The following is a 16,924-nucleotide window of genomic DNA, read 5'->3' on the forward strand; positions in this document are numbered from 1 at the left end:
GACTACGATGGGCAATTTTTAACTCAATACATGATTTACGGGCTTGAGCGCCGGCGGCAATTCTTGGCCTAAGGCACGATGCACATCACGTTCAATCACGCGCACCATGGCATTGGTTGGTAGGTCATTGACTTCGCTACCAAAAGGGTCTTCCAACTCATTACCGATCGCATCTAGACCAAAGAAGGTGTAGCTCACAATCGTGGTAATCACAGGTGCCAACCAACCTAATGGCTGCGCCATGGCAAATGGCAACAACAGACAGAAAATAAACGTCGTGCGGTGCAATAGAAGGCTATAAGGAAACGGTAGCGGCGTATTTTTAATACGCTCACAGTTGGCATGTGCTTCCGAAATACTGCGTAGACGTCGTACTAACTCCAAACAATGCCATTCGCTGATCGCCTCTTCTTTACGCAAATCCCAAAGACGACGAGAAATTTCATTCAAAATCGTATCGGAAAGGTTATCCACGTATTTCAGATCTTGATTCACCATCCAAGGTTTGGCCGCCGCCCATTCATCCTGTCTTTTAAGATGCGCATTCATCGCATGCGCAAAGGCACACAGCATTTTTAGAATTTCTTCGCGCAGTGGATGACCTTCAATATTTACCGTTTCACGGCCAAACGCACGGGCTTCAATCACAATAAGCCCCCACATCTTGCGGCCTTCCCACCAACGCTCATAACAAGAACTGTTGCGAAAGCTCATAAAGATCGACAGGGATAGACCCAGCAGGGTCAGCGGTGTCGCACTGACATTCACAAATAAATCTGGATAAGACTTCTCGACAAAGACAATGGCCACCGCCAGTAAAGTGATCATCAGCAAACGCGGCGCAATGCGTCGCAGAATAGACCCCTTTAGCGTGGTCAGCACCACCACCCAGCTATGATTTGGGTAAACAACCATGTAACTACCTATAGCGATAAAAAAACGAAAGAAAGCATTAAAATTCGGCGAAAACGCCAACAAAACAGACGGTTTAGAGACGAAGTCGCTTCGCTCTAGAAATCTTTCAATGTTGTTTTTATGGTGCTACTAGATAGCTCTGAAAGGACGCTTTTTATAATACAAAAACGCCCTCAATAACATGCCCAAAAGCGCATATATCATGCGCAAGGGCTCTCAGCTCTAGCAGGGGCCAGATTCCTTTTTTACAACACCTCCACGTTACAAGAGGCTCATGCACAAGGAATCTGACCCCTGAACTAAATAAGTCAGCTAAAAGCACGCTCTCATCCGCTTAAAAATGTCGTATTTTTGCTTTTGAGAAATGTCGTATTTTTGTCTATTATATAGACAACATTAACGAGGTGATGACATGACCATTCAAAGCAGAATCGAGACCAGAGTAAAGCGCTCTAAGCGTTCTGTTTTTATGCGCTCAGACTTCAAAGATATTGCCGATTACGATCAAGTTGGCCGCTGTTTAAGACAACTTGTTCGCGAAGGCCTGCTGTTAAAAATCAGCTATGGCTTGTACGCGCGGGCACGCCTAAATCGCATCACTGGCAAGCCAATGCCTGATAACCCAGCAGGTTCAGACGGTGTCATCATTGAAGCGCTTGAACGATTGAATGTTGATTACTCGTTTGACGAAGTTTCTCAATCAAGTATCTCTGGCCAAAGCACTCAAATTCCAGCCAAAGTTAAGGTCATACCTAAAAGCGCGCGCTTTACCCGAAAGATCAAAGTAGGAAGCCAAAGTGTCAACGAACTTCGATAGCTCGTTATTTGTCGATGTTAAGTACATGAGATGGGTCATATTCCTTTCATGCTAGAGTTACAGCACTGAAAGATTCTTTTTAAGGAATCTGCCCCCTGAATCATCTACAAGGCAGTAGTGAATGTCTGAAACCTCTAAAACTCCATTTATAAACTGCGCTACCAGCACTAAACGCAAAGACCTTGCCAAGCGCTTCACGCAATATTTGAACTCACGTGACACTAAAGAACATGCCTTTCCTGTAAACCTAAATGGCGCTTGGGGTACAGGTAAGACCTTTTTTGTAGAAAACTGGAAGCTACTGGTTGAAGAGCAAGGTCACATCGGCATCAAGATCGATGCTTGGGAATCAGACTATCTCAATGACCCACTTACAATCATTATTGCAGAGATCATCGATCAGTTATCCGAGCGCACCAGAAAAGATGGTTTCTATGAGCAGGAAAAGAAGGTTGTTCACTTTGCGGCCCAGCTCAAAGGAAGCGTGCCAAAGCTTCTAAAGTCTGCTCTTGGAAAGTTAATTGGAGATGAGGGGGTCAAAGAGCTACTTGAACTGTTTGAATCTGTTGTTGGCTCAGCGATTAATGCAAAAGGCTATAAATCGAATTTGAATATTGGTGATCTTGGCCTCGAAGCAACAAGAGCACATATAAGACACAAGCAATTCACTAAAGACTTTAAACGAGAAGTACAGAAACTCGTTGAATTCGCCCAACTAGATGCCCCAAAAAAGAAAGTATTTGTCTTTATTGATGAGCTTGACCGCTGCCGTCCAACGTATGCCATTGAGATGTTAGAAACGGTTAAGCATCTCTTTGATATTCCGAACTTTGTTTTTGTTTTCTCGACAGATACCAAACAGCTTCAGCATTCAATCAAAGCGGTTTATGGGCAGGATTTCGATTCCCATGAATATTTAAGTCGCTTCTTTGAGCAAAGGCTTACCTTGCCTGAGCCAGACTTTTTTGAGTTTCTCCAAGCCGAGCTAACATTTGAAAACATCAAAGAATTCCCTTTGATGACTATCCCACAGATCGATAGTGCAAAAGAACTAAGAGCTGTGGTGGCACTAATTTCAGAACTTAACCAACACAAGGTATCTCTGAGACGTTTGAAACAACTGAGCATGCAAATAGAAGTAACAATTACTGCAAATGAGCTCAAAGATAGCTATTACTCTATTTTCAGTATGATCGGTTTAATATTTGGAGCTGCTATCTACTCGAGCACAAATGATATAGACAATAACTCAGCTCAATATATATATGAGAACGCGTTTAAAATAGGCCGCTGTAGAGGCCCCGTTAGAACAAAAGCTGTAAATATATTTAGACATCCAAGTGAAGATTCTTTCACAAACCTAACTGATCAAATTGATTTATGTGAACAAGCATTATCAAAAATATCTCTAGATTTAGAGTTTATGGATCTATTCGAGAATACACGTAAGCAAAATATTGCTGTTCTGGAAACAGCCGAAATAGCTAATCTTTCTCCCCAAAAAATTATAAGTAGAGCTAGAGAAATCAGCAGTGCGGTGTTCAATACTCCTCGCTCAAAAAGAAAAATAATAGCTAACGACCAACTCCTAAATATTATTGAGAGTTTAGATATTCCATTTGAAGAAGTCTAAATTCTAAGCGAAACAGCCAGCCCTTAGTTGCAGAGGTCAGATTCCTTTCATGCAGTACTTCAAAAGTACGAAAGGCTCACACATAAGGAATCTGACCCCAGCGAAACCTACCCTGCTCTCACGGCCACACCCCGCCCCTTCGGCAGTTTAATCTCACTAACCGCCACGCCCAGCAGGATCACCACGGTAGCAACACTTTGTGCCACATCTAAGCTTTCGCCAAAGAATAAGTAGCCGCCGATTAGGGCAAATACTGGCACCAACAAGGTCATGGGGGCGACGCTTGAGACGGAGTATTTGACGATCATTTTGTTCCAGAACCAGTAGCCTAGTAACGTAGTGGGATAGGCTTGGAAGGCCGCGGAGAACAGCACCGAGCCGTTGATCTCAGTGATGGATTGCACCACTGAACTTGGGCCGCTGACGATCAGCGCTAATAGTAGTAATGGAATCGGGGCGAAGGCCATGCCCCAGATATTAAAGGCGAAGATTTCGCGGGTGCCGGAGCGTTTGACGATCAAGCCATTAATACTCCAAAACACTGAGGCACAGAGCACCAGCACTAAGCCTAACGCGGTCACGGTGCCGTCTTGGTTCCAGATAATAATGCCCAATCCCAATAGTGCCAGCACCGAGCCGAGTACTTTACTGACGGTGACTTGCTCTTGCAGTAAGTAACGACCCACTAACAGGCTGCTGATAACACTCATATCCAGCAGCAAGGATGCCAAGCCAGAGGATACCCCTGCTCCGACTGACAGCGTAGTCAGTCCCCACACACCGACACCAAAGGTGAGACCATAAGCCATCAGATAGCGCCATGGCACATTCGGGCGGCGCACAAAGAAGATCAACGGCAATACCGCCAGCGTAAAGCGCAGGGCCGTCAGTAGAAATGGATCGATATTGTTGACGCCCAGTTTAATCACGCTGAAGTTAAAGCCCCACAGGGCCATCAATAGCACCAGTAATAAGCTGTCCTTTTGAGTCATGGTTTGCCCTCCTCTATGGTGGCGATTGCCGGTTAGTAAGGACTTAGTATGGTGCTGGACTTGCCAAGGGAGCAGATTCAATTTTTAATAAAAAGAAGAGTACAATTTTAAAAGCCGTCTTTTGCCAGAGAACAGACTACCGCCATGACCCTCTACGAATCCTTAGCGCAAAGCTTTATCGACGATATTGTCAGTGAGCGCTTACCAGTCGGTTCACGCTTGCCCGCGCTGCGCCAATTGGCCCAGCAACAAGGCGTTAGTTTGACCACAGCTGGTAAGGCCTATGGCTACTTAGAAGATCGCGGCTGGATTTACGCTCGACCTCAGGCAGGCTATTTTGTTGCTAATCGCGGCAAGATGACCGAATTTCCTGCGTTATCAAGCCATTCTCTCACGCCAAGAGATCCCAGTCGTTTTGCTCCGAAAAAGGGTTATGACAGTGGTTTAAGCGGCTTTGCGCCCCTCGGCACTTCCCTACTCGCGCCAGAGTTACTGCCGGAAACAGATCTCACGCGCACCATTAAACGCGTCACCCAGCGGGCTAGCCAAAGCATGTTTAGCTACCCAGAAGCCCAAGGCCTGAGCAGCCTACGCCAAGCGCTAGCAGGACACTTTCGTGACAATCATTTTCCGTTTAATGCGGATGAGTTGGTGATTACTAACTCCAGTCTCGACTCAGTGCGCATCGCCCTTGAGTGTTTAACCGAACCGCAAGACGCCATTGCCGTTTGTTCGCCCTGCTTTAGCGGCTTATTAGATTTATTGACCACGCTTAAGCGTAAGATTATTGAGATTCCTGTGACCCATGCAGGGATTGATCTGATAGCGCTGGAGACGTGTTTTGCGAAACAAAAAGTCTCGGCAGCCTTGCTCAGCACCACCCATTTGAATCCACTCGGTATTACCCTACCTGCGGAACAAAAACAGGCCATCGCACACCTTGCCGCCAAGTATCAACTGCCGATCATCGAGGATGATGTCTATTTTGAGTTAAGCCATCAAAAGGACAAACCACTGCCAGCGAAGTATTGGGATAAGGAGGGTTATATTCTCTGGTGCAGTTCCATCTCAAAGACGCTAGCACCAGGACTGCGCCTAGGCTGGTGTTTGCCTGGACGCTACTTTGATAAGTTTTACGGCCATCACAGTTACACCAGTATGGGCATCAACAGCTTGGTACAGGCCTGTATTGCAGAGTTTATTTTGTGCGGCGATTACCGTAACCATATCAATAAGGTACGCCCGATTCTGCAATCCCAAGTGCATCAGTATCGGCAGTTTCTAGCGGAACATTTGCCTGATTCAGCACAGATCAGCGCACCTCAAGGAGGCTTGGTGTTATGGGTCAGAATTCCAGATTTGGACACCAATCAGCTGGCGGATGAAGCTCAGAAAATTGGCGTCGATATCCGCCGTGGCAGTTGTTTCAGCACCCACCCTGATTACAACGATTGCTTGCGAATTAACTGCGGATGGCCACTCTATCTAGAGGTAGATAGCGATAGTGCGCAGGCGCAATTACAGCGCCTTTGTCAGTTAATCCCAAGAGGGCAGATTCCTAAAATACCGTAGCTTAGCCCAAGGGGTCTGACCCCGTAACTACAGCGGATTACGTAAGCTTAGTCATCGAGGGGGTCAGACCCATAACTACAGCAGATTACGTAAGCTTAGTCATCGAGGGGGTCAGACCCCTGAGCTAAAACTTGCTGAGCCAGCACCATCCGACGATATTGCAGGATCACCAGAAGAATCAAGAAGCCCATCGCCAAACAGAACGGAAATAAAACAGTGGTCACAGAGTACGCCTCCAGTGCCACGATCGAGCAGACACTGCGCAAAATCATAATGATGTAGAACACACGACTGTCTTCCAAGGGGCGCTTATAGGCTTTCCGAAAGGTCGGTCCAAAGCCAATCATATCGATGGTAGTCAGAATAATGACCGTCCAGAGCGGATCGCTGGTGATGTACCACAGCGGTAACGATGCAATGGCCATGATCAAGAAGCCCCAGTCGGATTTAGTGATGGTCGCATCACCCCGCTTCAAATAAGCTAAGATCGCCACCAAGATGGTGATAAAGCCTGATAAGCCAATTGGCCAAGCCCCCGCGCCGCCATCGGCTTCTAGCTGAGCGAAGAAAATAATGGTGGTGGTAATGCCCCAAATCACCCAAGAGAACACATGGGGTTTCACGCGACCGCGCAAGATCGCCACAATATAGGGCACAAAGCCTGCTATGGCTAAGAGAATCGCGATGCCGCTGAAGATAAGTTTGATATTGCCGTCCATGTGCCCTCCTGTTTGATTTGGCTGAAGGGTGATTCTACCGACTTGATCATTAAACAGTCGGACAAAACACGCCAGATTTGCACCAAAACAGGTCGTTTTACCGTTTTCTCTTTCCCCCTGTTTGAGATTTAAATCAAAACTCCTGCTTATAGCTCAACCACCTTATTGAGAGTTATTTTCATCTATGAAATCATCCATAGCTTGCTTGTGAGAAGCCTGTTTGTCAGAGGAAAGTTATCGTGGATCGTCGTCAGTTTTTGAAAACCAGCTCAACTCTGCTGGCCCTAGGCGCTATGCCAAAAATCGTCCTTGCTAACCCCAGTGAGGGTTTTGATTATGAACTGATCGTCGCGCCTGCCGATGTACACATCACCCCTGGTGGCAACACACCTGCATGGTGTTTTAACGGCCACTTTCCCGCGCCCGTGATTCGTGCCAAGCAACATCAGAAAATCCGTATCCGCGTGATCAATAAACTGGCCGAGCCGACCACGATTCACTGGCACGGCCTGCGCATTCCGATTGCTATGGACGGTGTACCCTTCCTCAGTCAGCCGCCGATCATGCCAGGCGACAGCTTTGATTATGAATTCACACCACCGGATGCGGGCACCTTCTGGTATCACCCACATATGAACAGTGTTGAGCAGTTAGGCAAAGGCTTAGTCGGTGCCTTTATCGTTGATGAAGCCAAAGACCCTGGCTTTGATGCGGATGTGGTGATGGGCCTAAAGAACTGGCATATCCGCGACGATGGTTCATTCACGGCATTAACCACACCGCGCAATGCCTTTCGTATGGGCACGCCAGGACGCTTGATGACAGTGAATGGCAAGGTCGCCCCCACCTATTATGTGCCGACAGGCGGCGCGGTTCGCGCACGTTTGGTGAATATTGATAACACCGTGACCTACGATATTAGCGGTGAAGGCGCTAAGCTGACCATAGTGACCGTGGATGGCAACCCAATCGCCAAACCGCGTGCCTTAGGCCAGCATTTAATGGGCCCAGGGATGCGTTTGGATCTAGGCTTTATTGCCCCCAATAACGCCGATCAAATCGTAACCATTTATCACAAGCATCAGGTTCTGGCGCACTTTAAAACCGTGGGTGAAGATAAACAGCGTCAGCAGCTACCGAGCCTGCCGATGAACCCGATTCCCACACCAGATTTAGACAATGCCGAAACCATTCAATTTGCCTTTGAATGGGATGCCTCGATCAATCCGGTTGAGAAAAATGGCGAGGTCAATTACCGCTTCTGGACCATTAACCGCAAAGCTTGGGAAGGCATGTCAGCCGGCGATATTCCTGCGCCGTTAGCCAAGCTCGAACGCGGCAAAAGCTATATTTTTGAGCTGTCGAATTTGACCCAATATCATCACCCGATTCACTTACATGGCCATACCTTTACGGTGCTGGATTCCAACAAGCAAGCAATTGAGCCATTTCACTCAGATACCGTTTTATTAGGACAAAATGAGACCGCACGCATCGCTTTTGTCGCAGACAATCCGGGGCGTTGGATGTATCACTGTCACGTGATCGAACATTTGAAGACAGGCTTGATGGGCTATATCGAAGTGGGCTAATTCGCCCACTTTTCGATGCAGTTAACGGCAGGTTTGAAGGGGTTCCGTTAACGTCGCTTACATGGGGCTACGCTTGGAAGCGTATAAAATATCGTAGGCGTACACTTTGGTAAGATTGATAAACTCTTGCTTCACGCTGTTCAGCGCTTGCGTGACGATGCTGGCAATCGGGTTGCTTGGAGCAAAGCAGCATTGGAAACGGCGCAAATCCAAACTTAGAGTTGAGTAGGTGTCGATCGCTTCTTCAAAGCGTTCTAAACGGCACTGAGCTTCGGCCACTTTTAAATCGCTCACGACTAACGCCGATAGCACGGCTTGCGTGTCATACCATTGACCCAGTTGCTGACGCGCGCGGGTTGACGCTTGTTTATAAAATGTAATCGCGACCATGTTTTCGCCTTGTTGAAAGGCTTGGTTGCCTGCCACGATGTATTGCTTCCAGTTTTCCATAGGATACCTCCACGAAATTCAGTGCAAACAAATAATAACAATTCTCATTTAGATTTGTCCACACAAAGCTCGAATAATCCTTACGAACTCACAGACAGGGACTGGCACACCTCTGCGATTCGTATAATCCAAGCTTTCAACTGCTCTTCGGTGGGCGCCGAAAAGCCTAACACCAGTCCTTTTGGGGCCGTCTCTTGCTCAGCGTAATGTTGCTGAAGCCAGGATAATCTTAGACCGCTCTGCAAACAGTGCCCGTTCAATTCACGACACCATTGCTCACTAGAAAATTCATCTTTGACATATGTCACAATATGTAAACCACCACTCGGCTTGTGCCAGGTGAACCATGTGCCAAGATAAGACTCCAGCAACTCTAGCAGTCGATCCCGCTTACTTCGATAATGGCGTCGCATACGGTTCAAATGGCGGTAAAATTCGCCATTTTTCATAAAATCCGCCACCACTGGCTGCAAAGTTTGCGAGGCAAATAGGCCCAATTCCCGCTGACTTTCGAGTAGTTTTGCGACTTGCCCCATGGGCGCGACGATAAATCCCAGTCGCAAACCGCGAAACAGCACTTTCGAAAAACTGCCGATGTAAAACACCCGTTCGCGAGCGTCAGGCCGATGTTGCGCCACCTGAAACCAAGGTTTTGAGACACCGCCTTGGTATAAAAATTCGTTATCGTAGTCGTCCTCTATGACAAAATTGTGACAATCTGTAAGCGCACTGAGCCAATCTTCCCGTGTTGCCGAGTTGGTGCAAATTCCTAACGGATATTGACGGTTTGGGGTCAACACCGCCGCCCAAGGCTCAGCCAGATCCAGTCGTTGTGGACCTTGCTCGGTGATGGTAATCGGGCGGGTAGACAAACCTTGAAAGCCAGAACGCAACGGCGGATAAGTGGGATCTTCTAATAACCAATGTTGCACTTGATCGGCCAACGCATGTTGCAGCAGGGCGAGGGCATCGTGATTACCCGCCATCAAAACCACTTGTTCAGGGCGACATTCCATCCCGCGCACCGCAAACAGATACTCGCAGATGGCTTGCTGCAGAGCAGGGTAACCCGATTCGTATTCGCCTTTGAGCAGCTTGGGATCGGGGTTTAACCAAGCGCGGCGCATACTCGCCGCCCAGGCTTTATTGGGAAATACACTGACATCAACGCCGGAGTCAAAACGCGCTAAGGACGCAGGCAGTGGGGCGCTTATAACTGGCAGAGAAGGCGGCGCAATACGCGTCTGCTGCGCCACATACACACCGCGTTTCGGCTGACTGGACAATAACCCTTCGGAAATTAGCTGCTCGTAGGTCTGGATCACCACACTACGGGACACCCCAAGCATCTGTGCCAAGGCGCGGCTCGAAGGCAGTTTGTCGCCTTCTTTTAAACGTCCTTGATCCATTGCCTGCAACAACTGCTGACGCAGCTGCTCATATCGGGGCGTGGCGTTTTCCTCAAGACTAAAAGAGAGGCTAGCGATCATCTGGTCTGGTCCATTTTAATTTCTTACAACCTTTAGGAGACTACCAGAAGCCTAACCATTCACAATCGCTTTAAGGCGCGCGACCGCCTCCAAAGCCTCTTGCGTCAGGCGTTGCTCGTCGATGCCTAACACTCGTCCAGAATCGACCACTGGCTTGCCCTGTACGAAGCTCATCTGCACCTCACACGGCTCGCCCGCCATGATCGGCGCCCACTCTGATTGATGTATCCCAGCTAAACGGGGTGAATCTAGGCGATACAAGACAATATCCGCGGCCCGCCCAACTTCCAGCTTACCGGCATTCAAGCCCAATAAATCCGCACCATTGACGGTCGCCCAGTCTAAAATTTGCTCTGGCGATGTGGCATTCGCCCCCAGTTGCGTACGATGAATCAGCCAGGCTAGGTTCATCTCTTGCAACATGGAACCGCTTTCGCTGGAGGCCGAGCCATCCACACCAAGAGTGATCTTCATACCGGCTTTTTCCATGGCAATGGCGGGCGCAATGCCACTACCTAGGCGACTGTTCGAAGTCGGGCAATGAGCAATGCCTGTGCCCGTTGCGGCCAACTTGGCAATGGCTTTCTCATCGGCTTTGACGAGATGGGCGAACCACACATCCTCGCCGAGCCAATCACAGGACTCAGCGTAGTCGATGGCACTCATACCATGCTGTCTTTGCGCCACCTCTTCGTCGTAGCCCACTTCTAACAGGTGCGAATGACGTTTCAAACCGTTGGCTTTGGCATATTGGGCAAAGGCGATCAGGTCTTCTTTCGGAGAGGTGTGGACTAAGCTTGTCGGCGCGACCACTAGGCGGCGCATACTTTCAGGCGAGGCATCGTGATAGCGCTGGCGAGTCGCATCTAGGCGGGTCAACGCCATATCCAGGCTTTCCGGCTGAATGGCTGAGCCTTGCATACCGCGATGACTGCCTTGCGCTGTGGCAGCCCCGCGACACAACACAAAGCGGATACCCAGTTCATCCGCGGCCTGCCAAACAGCGTCTTCTAACTCAGGCGTGGTGGCCATATGGTACAAGTAATGATGATCGGCGCAGGTGGTCACACCTGAGCGTAGCAATTCATAAAAACCCACCCGTGCAGCGGTGTACATGTCTTGCGGCGTAATCTTTGGCCAGTAACGATAGGGCACTTGCGCAAGCCATTCTCCGAGGGGGACTTGGCGTCCTTCTGGAATGCCTTTTAGGATGGACTGCGCAAGATGGTGATGGGTATTAATAAAGCCTGGATACGCCACACAGTAGCGGCCATCAATGTATTGTTCGCCGTCTTGCAGCAGTAGATATTGGCCAATTTCGGTGATTTTACCATCGGCGATACGGATGCAATTGGCAGCGCCTTGATAAGTCGGCATGGCATGTAAATTAGCGATCAGATAACGGCGCATAAGCTCTCCTTTCATGGAAAGAGCAATGTCCCAATCGCATATGCGATCTAACCGCTTATACTCTTTGTTGGTGTGACAAATGCTACGCACAATCGGCGTAGATTATCTTTAACACTTAGCAATTCTTATACCATCGCACGGCGGCTCTCGAACCGTGTGTTTCAGCCTTGCGGCTCACCAAAACAGTTCTTTCAGCGCCCATAATGAATCGTAATAGTGCATGAAAGCAGAAAAACGTCGCCGAACTCCTTAAAAATAGCGGTTAAAAGTTGGCCTAAGCCTTGCAACGATAACCACATACTTCACCGGATACGGGAGTTGAGTAGAAGCGGTCAGGTATGATTTCGTCATACTCGGGCATTGCTCACCTCCCATTCGACGATGCCGAAGCGGCGTGTGGAATGGGAAGTGACAGCGATGTTTACGCTTGCAACTGGAAAGCCAAACTCAGCTGTGTACCCTGATCCTCTCGCCCGATCTTCACCCGACTTCGTGACTTTGTCGTGTTCACTCCGCCACGCGGATTCATCGATCATTTCGGAGTCTTAATTATGAAATCGTACAACCTATTAAAAAAACCTTTGCTGGCCTCTCTTACCCTAGCGGGCTTGGCCTCCCTTAGCACCTCAGCATTGGCAGCGGACAGCGTTCGTTTCCAGCTTGACTGGCTACCGGGCGGTGATAAAGCACCGATTTACGTGGGCTTGGAAAAAGGCTTCTTTGCCGAGCAGGATCTGGATGTCAGCGTCGCGGTAGGTCGTGGTTCAAACGATGCCATCACCAAGTTGGCGACAGGTAATGCAGATATGGGCTTGAGTGATTTGGTGGCGTTGTTGATGGCCAAAGCCGAAAACGAAGTGCCAGTCAGTGCGCTATATTCCGTATTTAGCGAAGCACCTCATGCCTTTTTCGTATTGAAAGACTCAGGCATTCAATCGGTCAAAGATGTGCAGGGCAAGCGCGTAGCGACTTCACCCTTTACCTCTTCCAACGTATTTTTACCACTGTTGATGAGTGTTAACGGTGTGCCAGAAGACAGTATCAAGCTCACCAAAGCTGATCCAGGTGCCATCAATGCCATGCTGATTCGTGGCAATACCGATGTGGTGATTTCTTGGGTCACGGACACAGTGAAGTACCAGCAACAAGCCGAGCAAGCGGGTAAGTCACTCACGGTAATGCCTTGGTACGACGCGGGCCTAGAGTTTTATTCTACTTCGGTGATCGGCTCCGATCGCTTCCTTGCCGAACAACCAGAGGTCGCCAAGCGTTTTATTAAGGCCTACGCCAAAGCCATTGAGTACACTTGGGCACACCCTGAAGAAAGCGGTGAAATCGTACATAAGCTAGTGCCCGAAGTGGATGCCGCCACGGCTACCAATACCATTAATTCAATCAAAGGCTTGGTCTACAACGAAGTGTCGAAAGCAGATGGATTGGGCGCATTAACCACAGAACGTCTCGCCACCACTTGGCAATGGACCGCCAAAGCTCAAAACAAAGCCGTTGACAGTTTTGATCCTGAAAGCGCCATTAATCGTAGCGTTATAAACTAGGATCGCATGCTAAAGACCTAAACGAATCCGACACAACAGGCTCGCCCATTAAAATGTTCGTTAATGGGCGAGGCCTATTTCAAGATAAGCTTTGCTGATGTAGCCATGCTTTGAATTGACGCACAATCGGATCGTCTTCGCGCGCCGCAGGTACGACGGAGAAGTAGCCATTAGCGGAGTGGGTGGCGAACGTTGGAAACGCTATCAATAGCTCCGACGCCAACATATCGTCCAGCAAGGAGCCCCAGCCGAGTGCCACCCCTTGCCCCGCGATGGCGGCTTGCACCAACAGCGTGTAATTATCGAACTCCATCACCATTTGCGAAGGCGACCATAGTAAGTTGTGTTGTTCAAACAACTTCTCCCACACCATCCATTTCTCATCCGGTTCCGCATGCAGTTTCAATAGCGGTGCGCGGGTAATGTCTTCAAGCGAATCAAACGGGCCATATTCCTCCAACAGTTTAGGACTGCACACTGGAAACACCACCTCATGGAAAAGCTTTTCCGAGACAAAGCCTTTGTGCATGCCATCGCTAAAAAGTATAGCCAGATCAATATCTTGAAGCGTGACATCAGCGTTACTCTGGGACGTGTGCAGGCGGATATCCACATCCGGAAACTGTTTCCGAAACTCCGGCAAGCGCGGCATCAACCAATAGGCGGCAAAGGCAAAGTCGGTCGCCACATTGATGCGTGGTTTTTTCTGTTTATTACGGATAAATCCGATCACTTTACGGATCTCGGTAAAGCTCGACTGGGTCGTTTTAAACAAGATATGACCTTCATCGGTCAGTTCCACACCGCGATAGACCCGACGGAACAGAGGTGTATGCAAAAACTGCTCTAGCGCTTTGACTTGCTGGCTAATCGCCGGCTGCGTCGTGCCCAGTTCACGCGCAGCAGCGGTGAAGCTTAAATGGCGAGCAGAGGATTCAAACACCACCAGCATCTGCAGTGGCGGCATGTCGTTTTCAGTAAACATTAGCTCAGCTTATCCCATCCATAAATTTTCAGTCAGTTTACAGTCTAAAAATTAAGGTTCAATCTAGTGTAGATAATGGATTCGACACCAAAGGAAACATTAATCCAACTTATTTAACTGCGTTATTGGAGTGTGACACAATGTCTCAGAAACAGCCCAACATTTTATTTATCATGGCCGATCAAATGGCCGCGCCGGTATTACCTTTCTACGGCGGTAAAACGGTAAAAGTCCCCAACCTGTCTGCTCTGGCTGAAAAAGGTGTTGTGTTCGAGTCTGCTTACTGCAATAGCCCGCTGTGTGCGCCATCGCGTTATGTGCTGATGACCGGTCAATTACCCACTCGCATCGGCGCCTGGGATAACGCCGCAGACTTCCCAGCGGACATTCCAACGTTTGCCCATTACATGCGAGCCAACGGCTATCAAACCGCCTTGTCTGGCAAGATGCACTTCTGTGGCCCAGACCAGCTCCACGGTTTTGAAACACGTCTGACCACAGATATTTACCCAGCAGACTACGGCTGGTTCCCTAACTGGGACGATCCAGATACACGCCCAACTTGGTACCACAACATGTCGTCGGTGACTCAAGCAGGCACTTGTGTGCGCAGCAACCAGCTCGACTTTGATGATGAAGTGGTGTTCCACGCGGAGCGCTACCTATACGACTACGCTCGCGGCAAACAAGACCGTCCGTTCTGCCTAACGGTGTCCATGACCCATCCACACGATCCATACGCGATTACCAAAGATTACTGGGATCGTTACGATCATGCGGACATCGACATGCCGCAAGTGAAGATCGCCAAAGAAGAGCAAGACCCGCATTCGCGCCGTTTGCAGGATGTGTACGCATACTACGAGCAAGACATTAGCGACGAAGAAGTCCGTAACGCACGCCATGCTTACTATGGTTCTTGCAGCTATGTGGACGATCAGATCGGTAAGTTATTGAAAGTATTGAGGGACTGTAACCTAGAAGACGACACCATCATTGTTTTCTCTGGTGACCACGGTGACATGCTGGGTGAGCGCAACCTTTGGTACAAGATGTCTTTCTTTGAAAGCTCAACTCGCGTGCCTATGATTGTCTGCGCACCTAAGCGCTTCCAGCCAAAGCGTGTCAAAGCGTCCGTGTCGACCATGGACTTGTTGCCAACCTTTGTTGATTGGGCAACCGATGGCAAGGGCGTTGATTACGCCATGCCAATCGACGGTCGCAGCCTAGTGCCCCATGTGGAAGGCAAAGAGGGCGGTCACGATGAAGTGATCGGCGAATACTGTGGTGAAGGCACCTTGGCACCGCTGTTTATGATCCGCCGTGGTCCATACAAGTATGTGCACTGCCGCATCGACCCAGACCAACTGTTCGATCTTGAGCAAGATCCACTCGAGTTGAATAACCTTGCGCAAGACGACAACTACGCCGATGTAGTTAAAGCCTTCCGAGACGAAGCACTGGCCCGCTGGGATGCGGATGAAATCTCGCAACGGGTCTTGATCAGCCAACGTCGCCGTCGCTTGATCGTTAAGGCCTTCGGCGAAGGCAGCAGCCACGTGGCCTGGGATCATCAACCGATCTTCCAAGCCAGCGAAATGTACATGCGTAACCATATTGATCTAGACGATTTGGAAGCCAAAGCGCGCTACCCAAAAGTGTCGTGATCACCATAATGGCGCGCCCTAAGGCGCGTCATTGCGTTAACCCGTTCGACCCAAAATAGTAGAAAAATCGATGTAAGACAGTCACAGCATCCATATCACGAGGAACCCATAATGAAGACATCAAGCCTAAACAAAACTCTGCTCGCCACCCTTGTTTCCATCACAGCGAGCGGAGCGTTTGCGGCCGTACCGGAGCAATGCCAAACCGTCACCATGACCGATCCAGGTTGGACCGACATTGGTGCCACCAATGGCTTAGCCACCACCGTTTTAGAAGCGCTAGGCTACAAAACCGATATTAAGCTGCTGGCGGTACCAATCGGCTTTGAGAGTATCAAAAACGGTGAAATCGATGTCTTCCTCGGTAACTGGATGCCCGCGCAAAGCGCCTTTATCGATCAATACCAAGACAACCTAGACATAGTACGCACCAACCTAACCGGCGTGAAATTCACTCTGGCCGTACCATCCTACATGTACGACAAAGGCGTGCATGACTTCAAAGATCTACAAGCCCATGCCAAAGACTTTGATGAGCGTATTTACGGTATCGGCGCCGGTGCACCAGCCAACCAAAACCTAATGAAGATGATCGACAAGAACGACTTCGGTCTAGGGGAGTGGCGTGTAGTGGAATCGGGTGAACAAGCCATGCTGGCGCAGGTGGCCCGTGCCGTGAAGCGCGAGAAGGGCATCGTCTTTCTAGCCTGGGAACCGCACCCAATGAACGTCAACTTTGATCTGAAATACCTGTCTGGTGGGGATGAGTACTTTGGTCCGAATTACGGCGGCGCAACCATTCATACAGTAACCCGTAAGGGCTACGCCAACGAATGCGGCAACGTCGCTAAACTTCTGACGAATATGGAGTTTACCCTAGACATGGAAAACACCGTGATCTCTATGACCGATGAAGGCATGCCGGCTAACGAAGCCGCCAGCAAGTGGCTCAAAGACAACCCAGCGGTGCTGGACACTTGGCTGGAAGGCGTGTCCACCACATCGGGTGCACCAGGCTTAGCTGCTGTGAAAGGTGCACTTGGCCTGTAATTTCTGTTCTTTTTAATCAGCGACTGATCTACCAGCTTAGCCCATCCTCGGATGGGCTTTTTTTAGTTCTCTAATT

Annotated in this window: 14 protein-coding genes; 7 read left to right on the top strand and 7 right to left on the bottom strand. The window is 49.2% G+C overall.

The window, feature by feature from the left end:
- Nucleotides 1-18: 18 nt before the first annotated feature.
- Complete coding sequence (locus tag ACOSVP_RS14445; protein ID WP_487348194.1) at nucleotides 19-915, bottom strand: bestrophin family protein; 897 nt, start codon at nucleotides 913-915, stop codon at nucleotides 19-21.
- Between the two features lie 412 nt (nucleotides 916-1,327).
- Between ACOSVP_RS14445 and ACOSVP_RS14450 the strand changes: the two genes are divergently transcribed.
- Both ACOSVP_RS14450 and ACOSVP_RS14455 read left to right on the top strand, forming a co-directional pair.
- Nucleotides 1,328-1,732 carry a DUF6088 family protein gene (locus tag ACOSVP_RS14450; RefSeq protein ID WP_487348195.1) on the top strand — a complete coding sequence of 135 codons (405 nt, stop codon included), beginning with the start codon at nucleotides 1,328-1,330 and terminating at the stop codon, nucleotides 1,730-1,732.
- 121 nt (nucleotides 1,733-1,853) lie between these two features.
- Entirely contained in the window at nucleotides 1,854-3,365 is a 1,512-nt protein-coding gene (locus ACOSVP_RS14455) for a KAP family P-loop NTPase fold protein (RefSeq protein ID WP_487348196.1), read from the top strand.
- 107 nt (nucleotides 3,366-3,472) lie between these two features.
- Here ACOSVP_RS14455 and ACOSVP_RS14460 read toward each other — a convergent pair whose 3' ends face one another.
- Nucleotides 3,473-4,357, bottom strand: coding sequence for an EamA family transporter (locus ACOSVP_RS14460; RefSeq protein ID WP_487348197.1), 885 nt, complete (start codon nucleotides 4,355-4,357; stop codon nucleotides 3,473-3,475).
- Between the two features lie 144 nt (nucleotides 4,358-4,501).
- Here ACOSVP_RS14460 and ACOSVP_RS14465 point away from each other — a divergent pair, with 144 nt between their 5' ends.
- Nucleotides 4,502-5,929 carry an aminotransferase-like domain-containing protein gene (locus ACOSVP_RS14465; RefSeq protein WP_487348198.1) on the top strand — a complete coding sequence of 476 codons (1,428 nt, stop codon included), beginning with the start codon at nucleotides 4,502-4,504 and terminating at the stop codon, nucleotides 5,927-5,929.
- 95 nt (nucleotides 5,930-6,024) lie between these two features.
- On the opposite strand, the gene ACOSVP_RS14470 is transcribed toward ACOSVP_RS14465, so the two are convergent.
- Nucleotides 6,025-6,648: a hypothetical protein gene (locus ACOSVP_RS14470; protein ID WP_487348199.1), complete on the bottom strand. Its 624-nt coding sequence runs from the start codon at nucleotides 6,646-6,648 to the stop codon at nucleotides 6,025-6,027.
- Between the two features lie 239 nt (nucleotides 6,649-6,887).
- On the opposite strand from ACOSVP_RS14470, the gene ACOSVP_RS14475 reads away from it, so the two are divergent.
- On the top strand, nucleotides 6,888-8,240 hold the full coding sequence (locus tag ACOSVP_RS14475) for a multicopper oxidase family protein (RefSeq protein WP_487348200.1): 1,353 nt from the start codon (nucleotides 6,888-6,890) through the stop codon (nucleotides 8,238-8,240).
- 57 nt (nucleotides 8,241-8,297) lie between these two features.
- On the opposite strand, the gene ACOSVP_RS14480 is transcribed toward ACOSVP_RS14475, so the two are convergent.
- The 3 genes from ACOSVP_RS14480 to ACOSVP_RS14490 form a co-directional block, all read right to left on the bottom strand.
- The gene (locus tag ACOSVP_RS14480; RefSeq protein ID WP_487348201.1) at nucleotides 8,298-8,690 is read right to left on the bottom strand and encodes a DUF2753 family protein; all 393 of its coding nucleotides are present in this window, start codon (nucleotides 8,688-8,690) and stop codon (nucleotides 8,298-8,300) included.
- A gap of 80 nt (nucleotides 8,691-8,770) precedes the next feature.
- A complete protein-coding gene (gene pdxR, locus ACOSVP_RS14485; protein WP_487348202.1) occupies nucleotides 8,771-10,180 on the bottom strand; it encodes a MocR-like pyridoxine biosynthesis transcription factor PdxR in 1,410 nt (469 codons plus the stop codon).
- Between the two features lie 51 nt (nucleotides 10,181-10,231).
- A complete protein-coding gene (locus tag ACOSVP_RS14490) occupies nucleotides 10,232-11,590 on the bottom strand; it encodes an amidohydrolase family protein (protein ID WP_487348203.1) in 1,359 nt (452 codons plus the stop codon).
- Between the two features lie 551 nt (nucleotides 11,591-12,141).
- Here ACOSVP_RS14490 and ACOSVP_RS14495 point away from each other — a divergent pair.
- The gene (locus ACOSVP_RS14495) at nucleotides 12,142-13,146 is read left to right on the top strand and encodes an ABC transporter substrate-binding protein (protein WP_487348204.1); all 1,005 of its coding nucleotides are present in this window, start codon (nucleotides 12,142-12,144) and stop codon (nucleotides 13,144-13,146) included.
- A 79-nt stretch (nucleotides 13,147-13,225) separates the two neighbouring features.
- Here ACOSVP_RS14495 and ACOSVP_RS14500 read toward each other — a convergent pair whose 3' ends face one another.
- On the bottom strand, nucleotides 13,226-14,131 hold the full coding sequence (locus tag ACOSVP_RS14500; RefSeq protein WP_487348205.1) for a choline sulfate utilization transcriptional regulator: 906 nt from the start codon (nucleotides 14,129-14,131) through the stop codon (nucleotides 13,226-13,228).
- A gap of 140 nt (nucleotides 14,132-14,271) precedes the next feature.
- On the opposite strand from ACOSVP_RS14500, the gene betC reads away from it, so the two are divergent.
- Both betC and choX read left to right on the top strand, forming a co-directional pair.
- Nucleotides 14,272-15,798: a choline-sulfatase gene (gene betC, locus ACOSVP_RS14505; protein WP_487348206.1), complete on the top strand. Its 1,527-nt coding sequence runs from the start codon at nucleotides 14,272-14,274 to the stop codon at nucleotides 15,796-15,798.
- Between the two features lie 111 nt (nucleotides 15,799-15,909).
- Complete coding sequence (gene choX, locus ACOSVP_RS14510) at nucleotides 15,910-16,848, top strand: choline ABC transporter substrate-binding protein (protein ID WP_487348207.1); 939 nt, start codon at nucleotides 15,910-15,912, stop codon at nucleotides 16,846-16,848.
- Nucleotides 16,849-16,924: the final 76 nt, after the last annotated feature.

The sequence above is a fragment of the Marinomonas sp. HM11-D genome, from assembly GCF_057626615.1.

Excerpts from the sequence above, each read along its gene's own strand:
- ACOSVP_RS14445 (WP_487348194.1), bottom strand. The coding sequence starts at position 915 with ATGGTTGTTTACCCAAATCATAGCTGGGTGGTGGTGCTGACCACGCTA.
- ACOSVP_RS14450 (WP_487348195.1), top strand. The coding sequence starts at position 1,328 with ATGACCATTCAAAGCAGAATCGAGACCAGAGTAAAGCGCTCTAAGCGT.
- ACOSVP_RS14455 (WP_487348196.1), top strand. The coding sequence starts at position 1,854 with ATGTCTGAAACCTCTAAAACTCCATTTATAAACTGCGCTACCAGCACT.
- ACOSVP_RS14460 (WP_487348197.1), bottom strand. The coding sequence starts at position 4,357 with ATGACTCAAAAGGACAGCTTATTACTGGTGCTATTGATGGCCCTGTGG.
- ACOSVP_RS14465 (WP_487348198.1), top strand. The coding sequence starts at position 4,502 with ATGACCCTCTACGAATCCTTAGCGCAAAGCTTTATCGACGATATTGTC.
- ACOSVP_RS14470 (WP_487348199.1), bottom strand. The coding sequence starts at position 6,648 with ATGGACGGCAATATCAAACTTATCTTCAGCGGCATCGCGATTCTCTTA.
- ACOSVP_RS14480 (WP_487348201.1), bottom strand. The coding sequence starts at position 8,690 with ATGGAAAACTGGAAGCAATACATCGTGGCAGGCAACCAAGCCTTTCAA.
- pdxR (WP_487348202.1), bottom strand. The coding sequence starts at position 10,180 with ATGATCGCTAGCCTCTCTTTTAGTCTTGAGGAAAACGCCACGCCCCGA.
- ACOSVP_RS14490 (WP_487348203.1), bottom strand. The coding sequence starts at position 11,590 with ATGCGCCGTTATCTGATCGCTAATTTACATGCCATGCCGACTTATCAA.
- ACOSVP_RS14495 (WP_487348204.1), top strand. The coding sequence starts at position 12,142 with ATGAAATCGTACAACCTATTAAAAAAACCTTTGCTGGCCTCTCTTACC.
- ACOSVP_RS14500 (WP_487348205.1), bottom strand. The coding sequence starts at position 14,131 with ATGTTTACTGAAAACGACATGCCGCCACTGCAGATGCTGGTGGTGTTT.
- betC (WP_487348206.1), top strand. The coding sequence starts at position 14,272 with ATGTCTCAGAAACAGCCCAACATTTTATTTATCATGGCCGATCAAATG.
- choX (WP_487348207.1), top strand. The coding sequence starts at position 15,910 with ATGAAGACATCAAGCCTAAACAAAACTCTGCTCGCCACCCTTGTTTCC.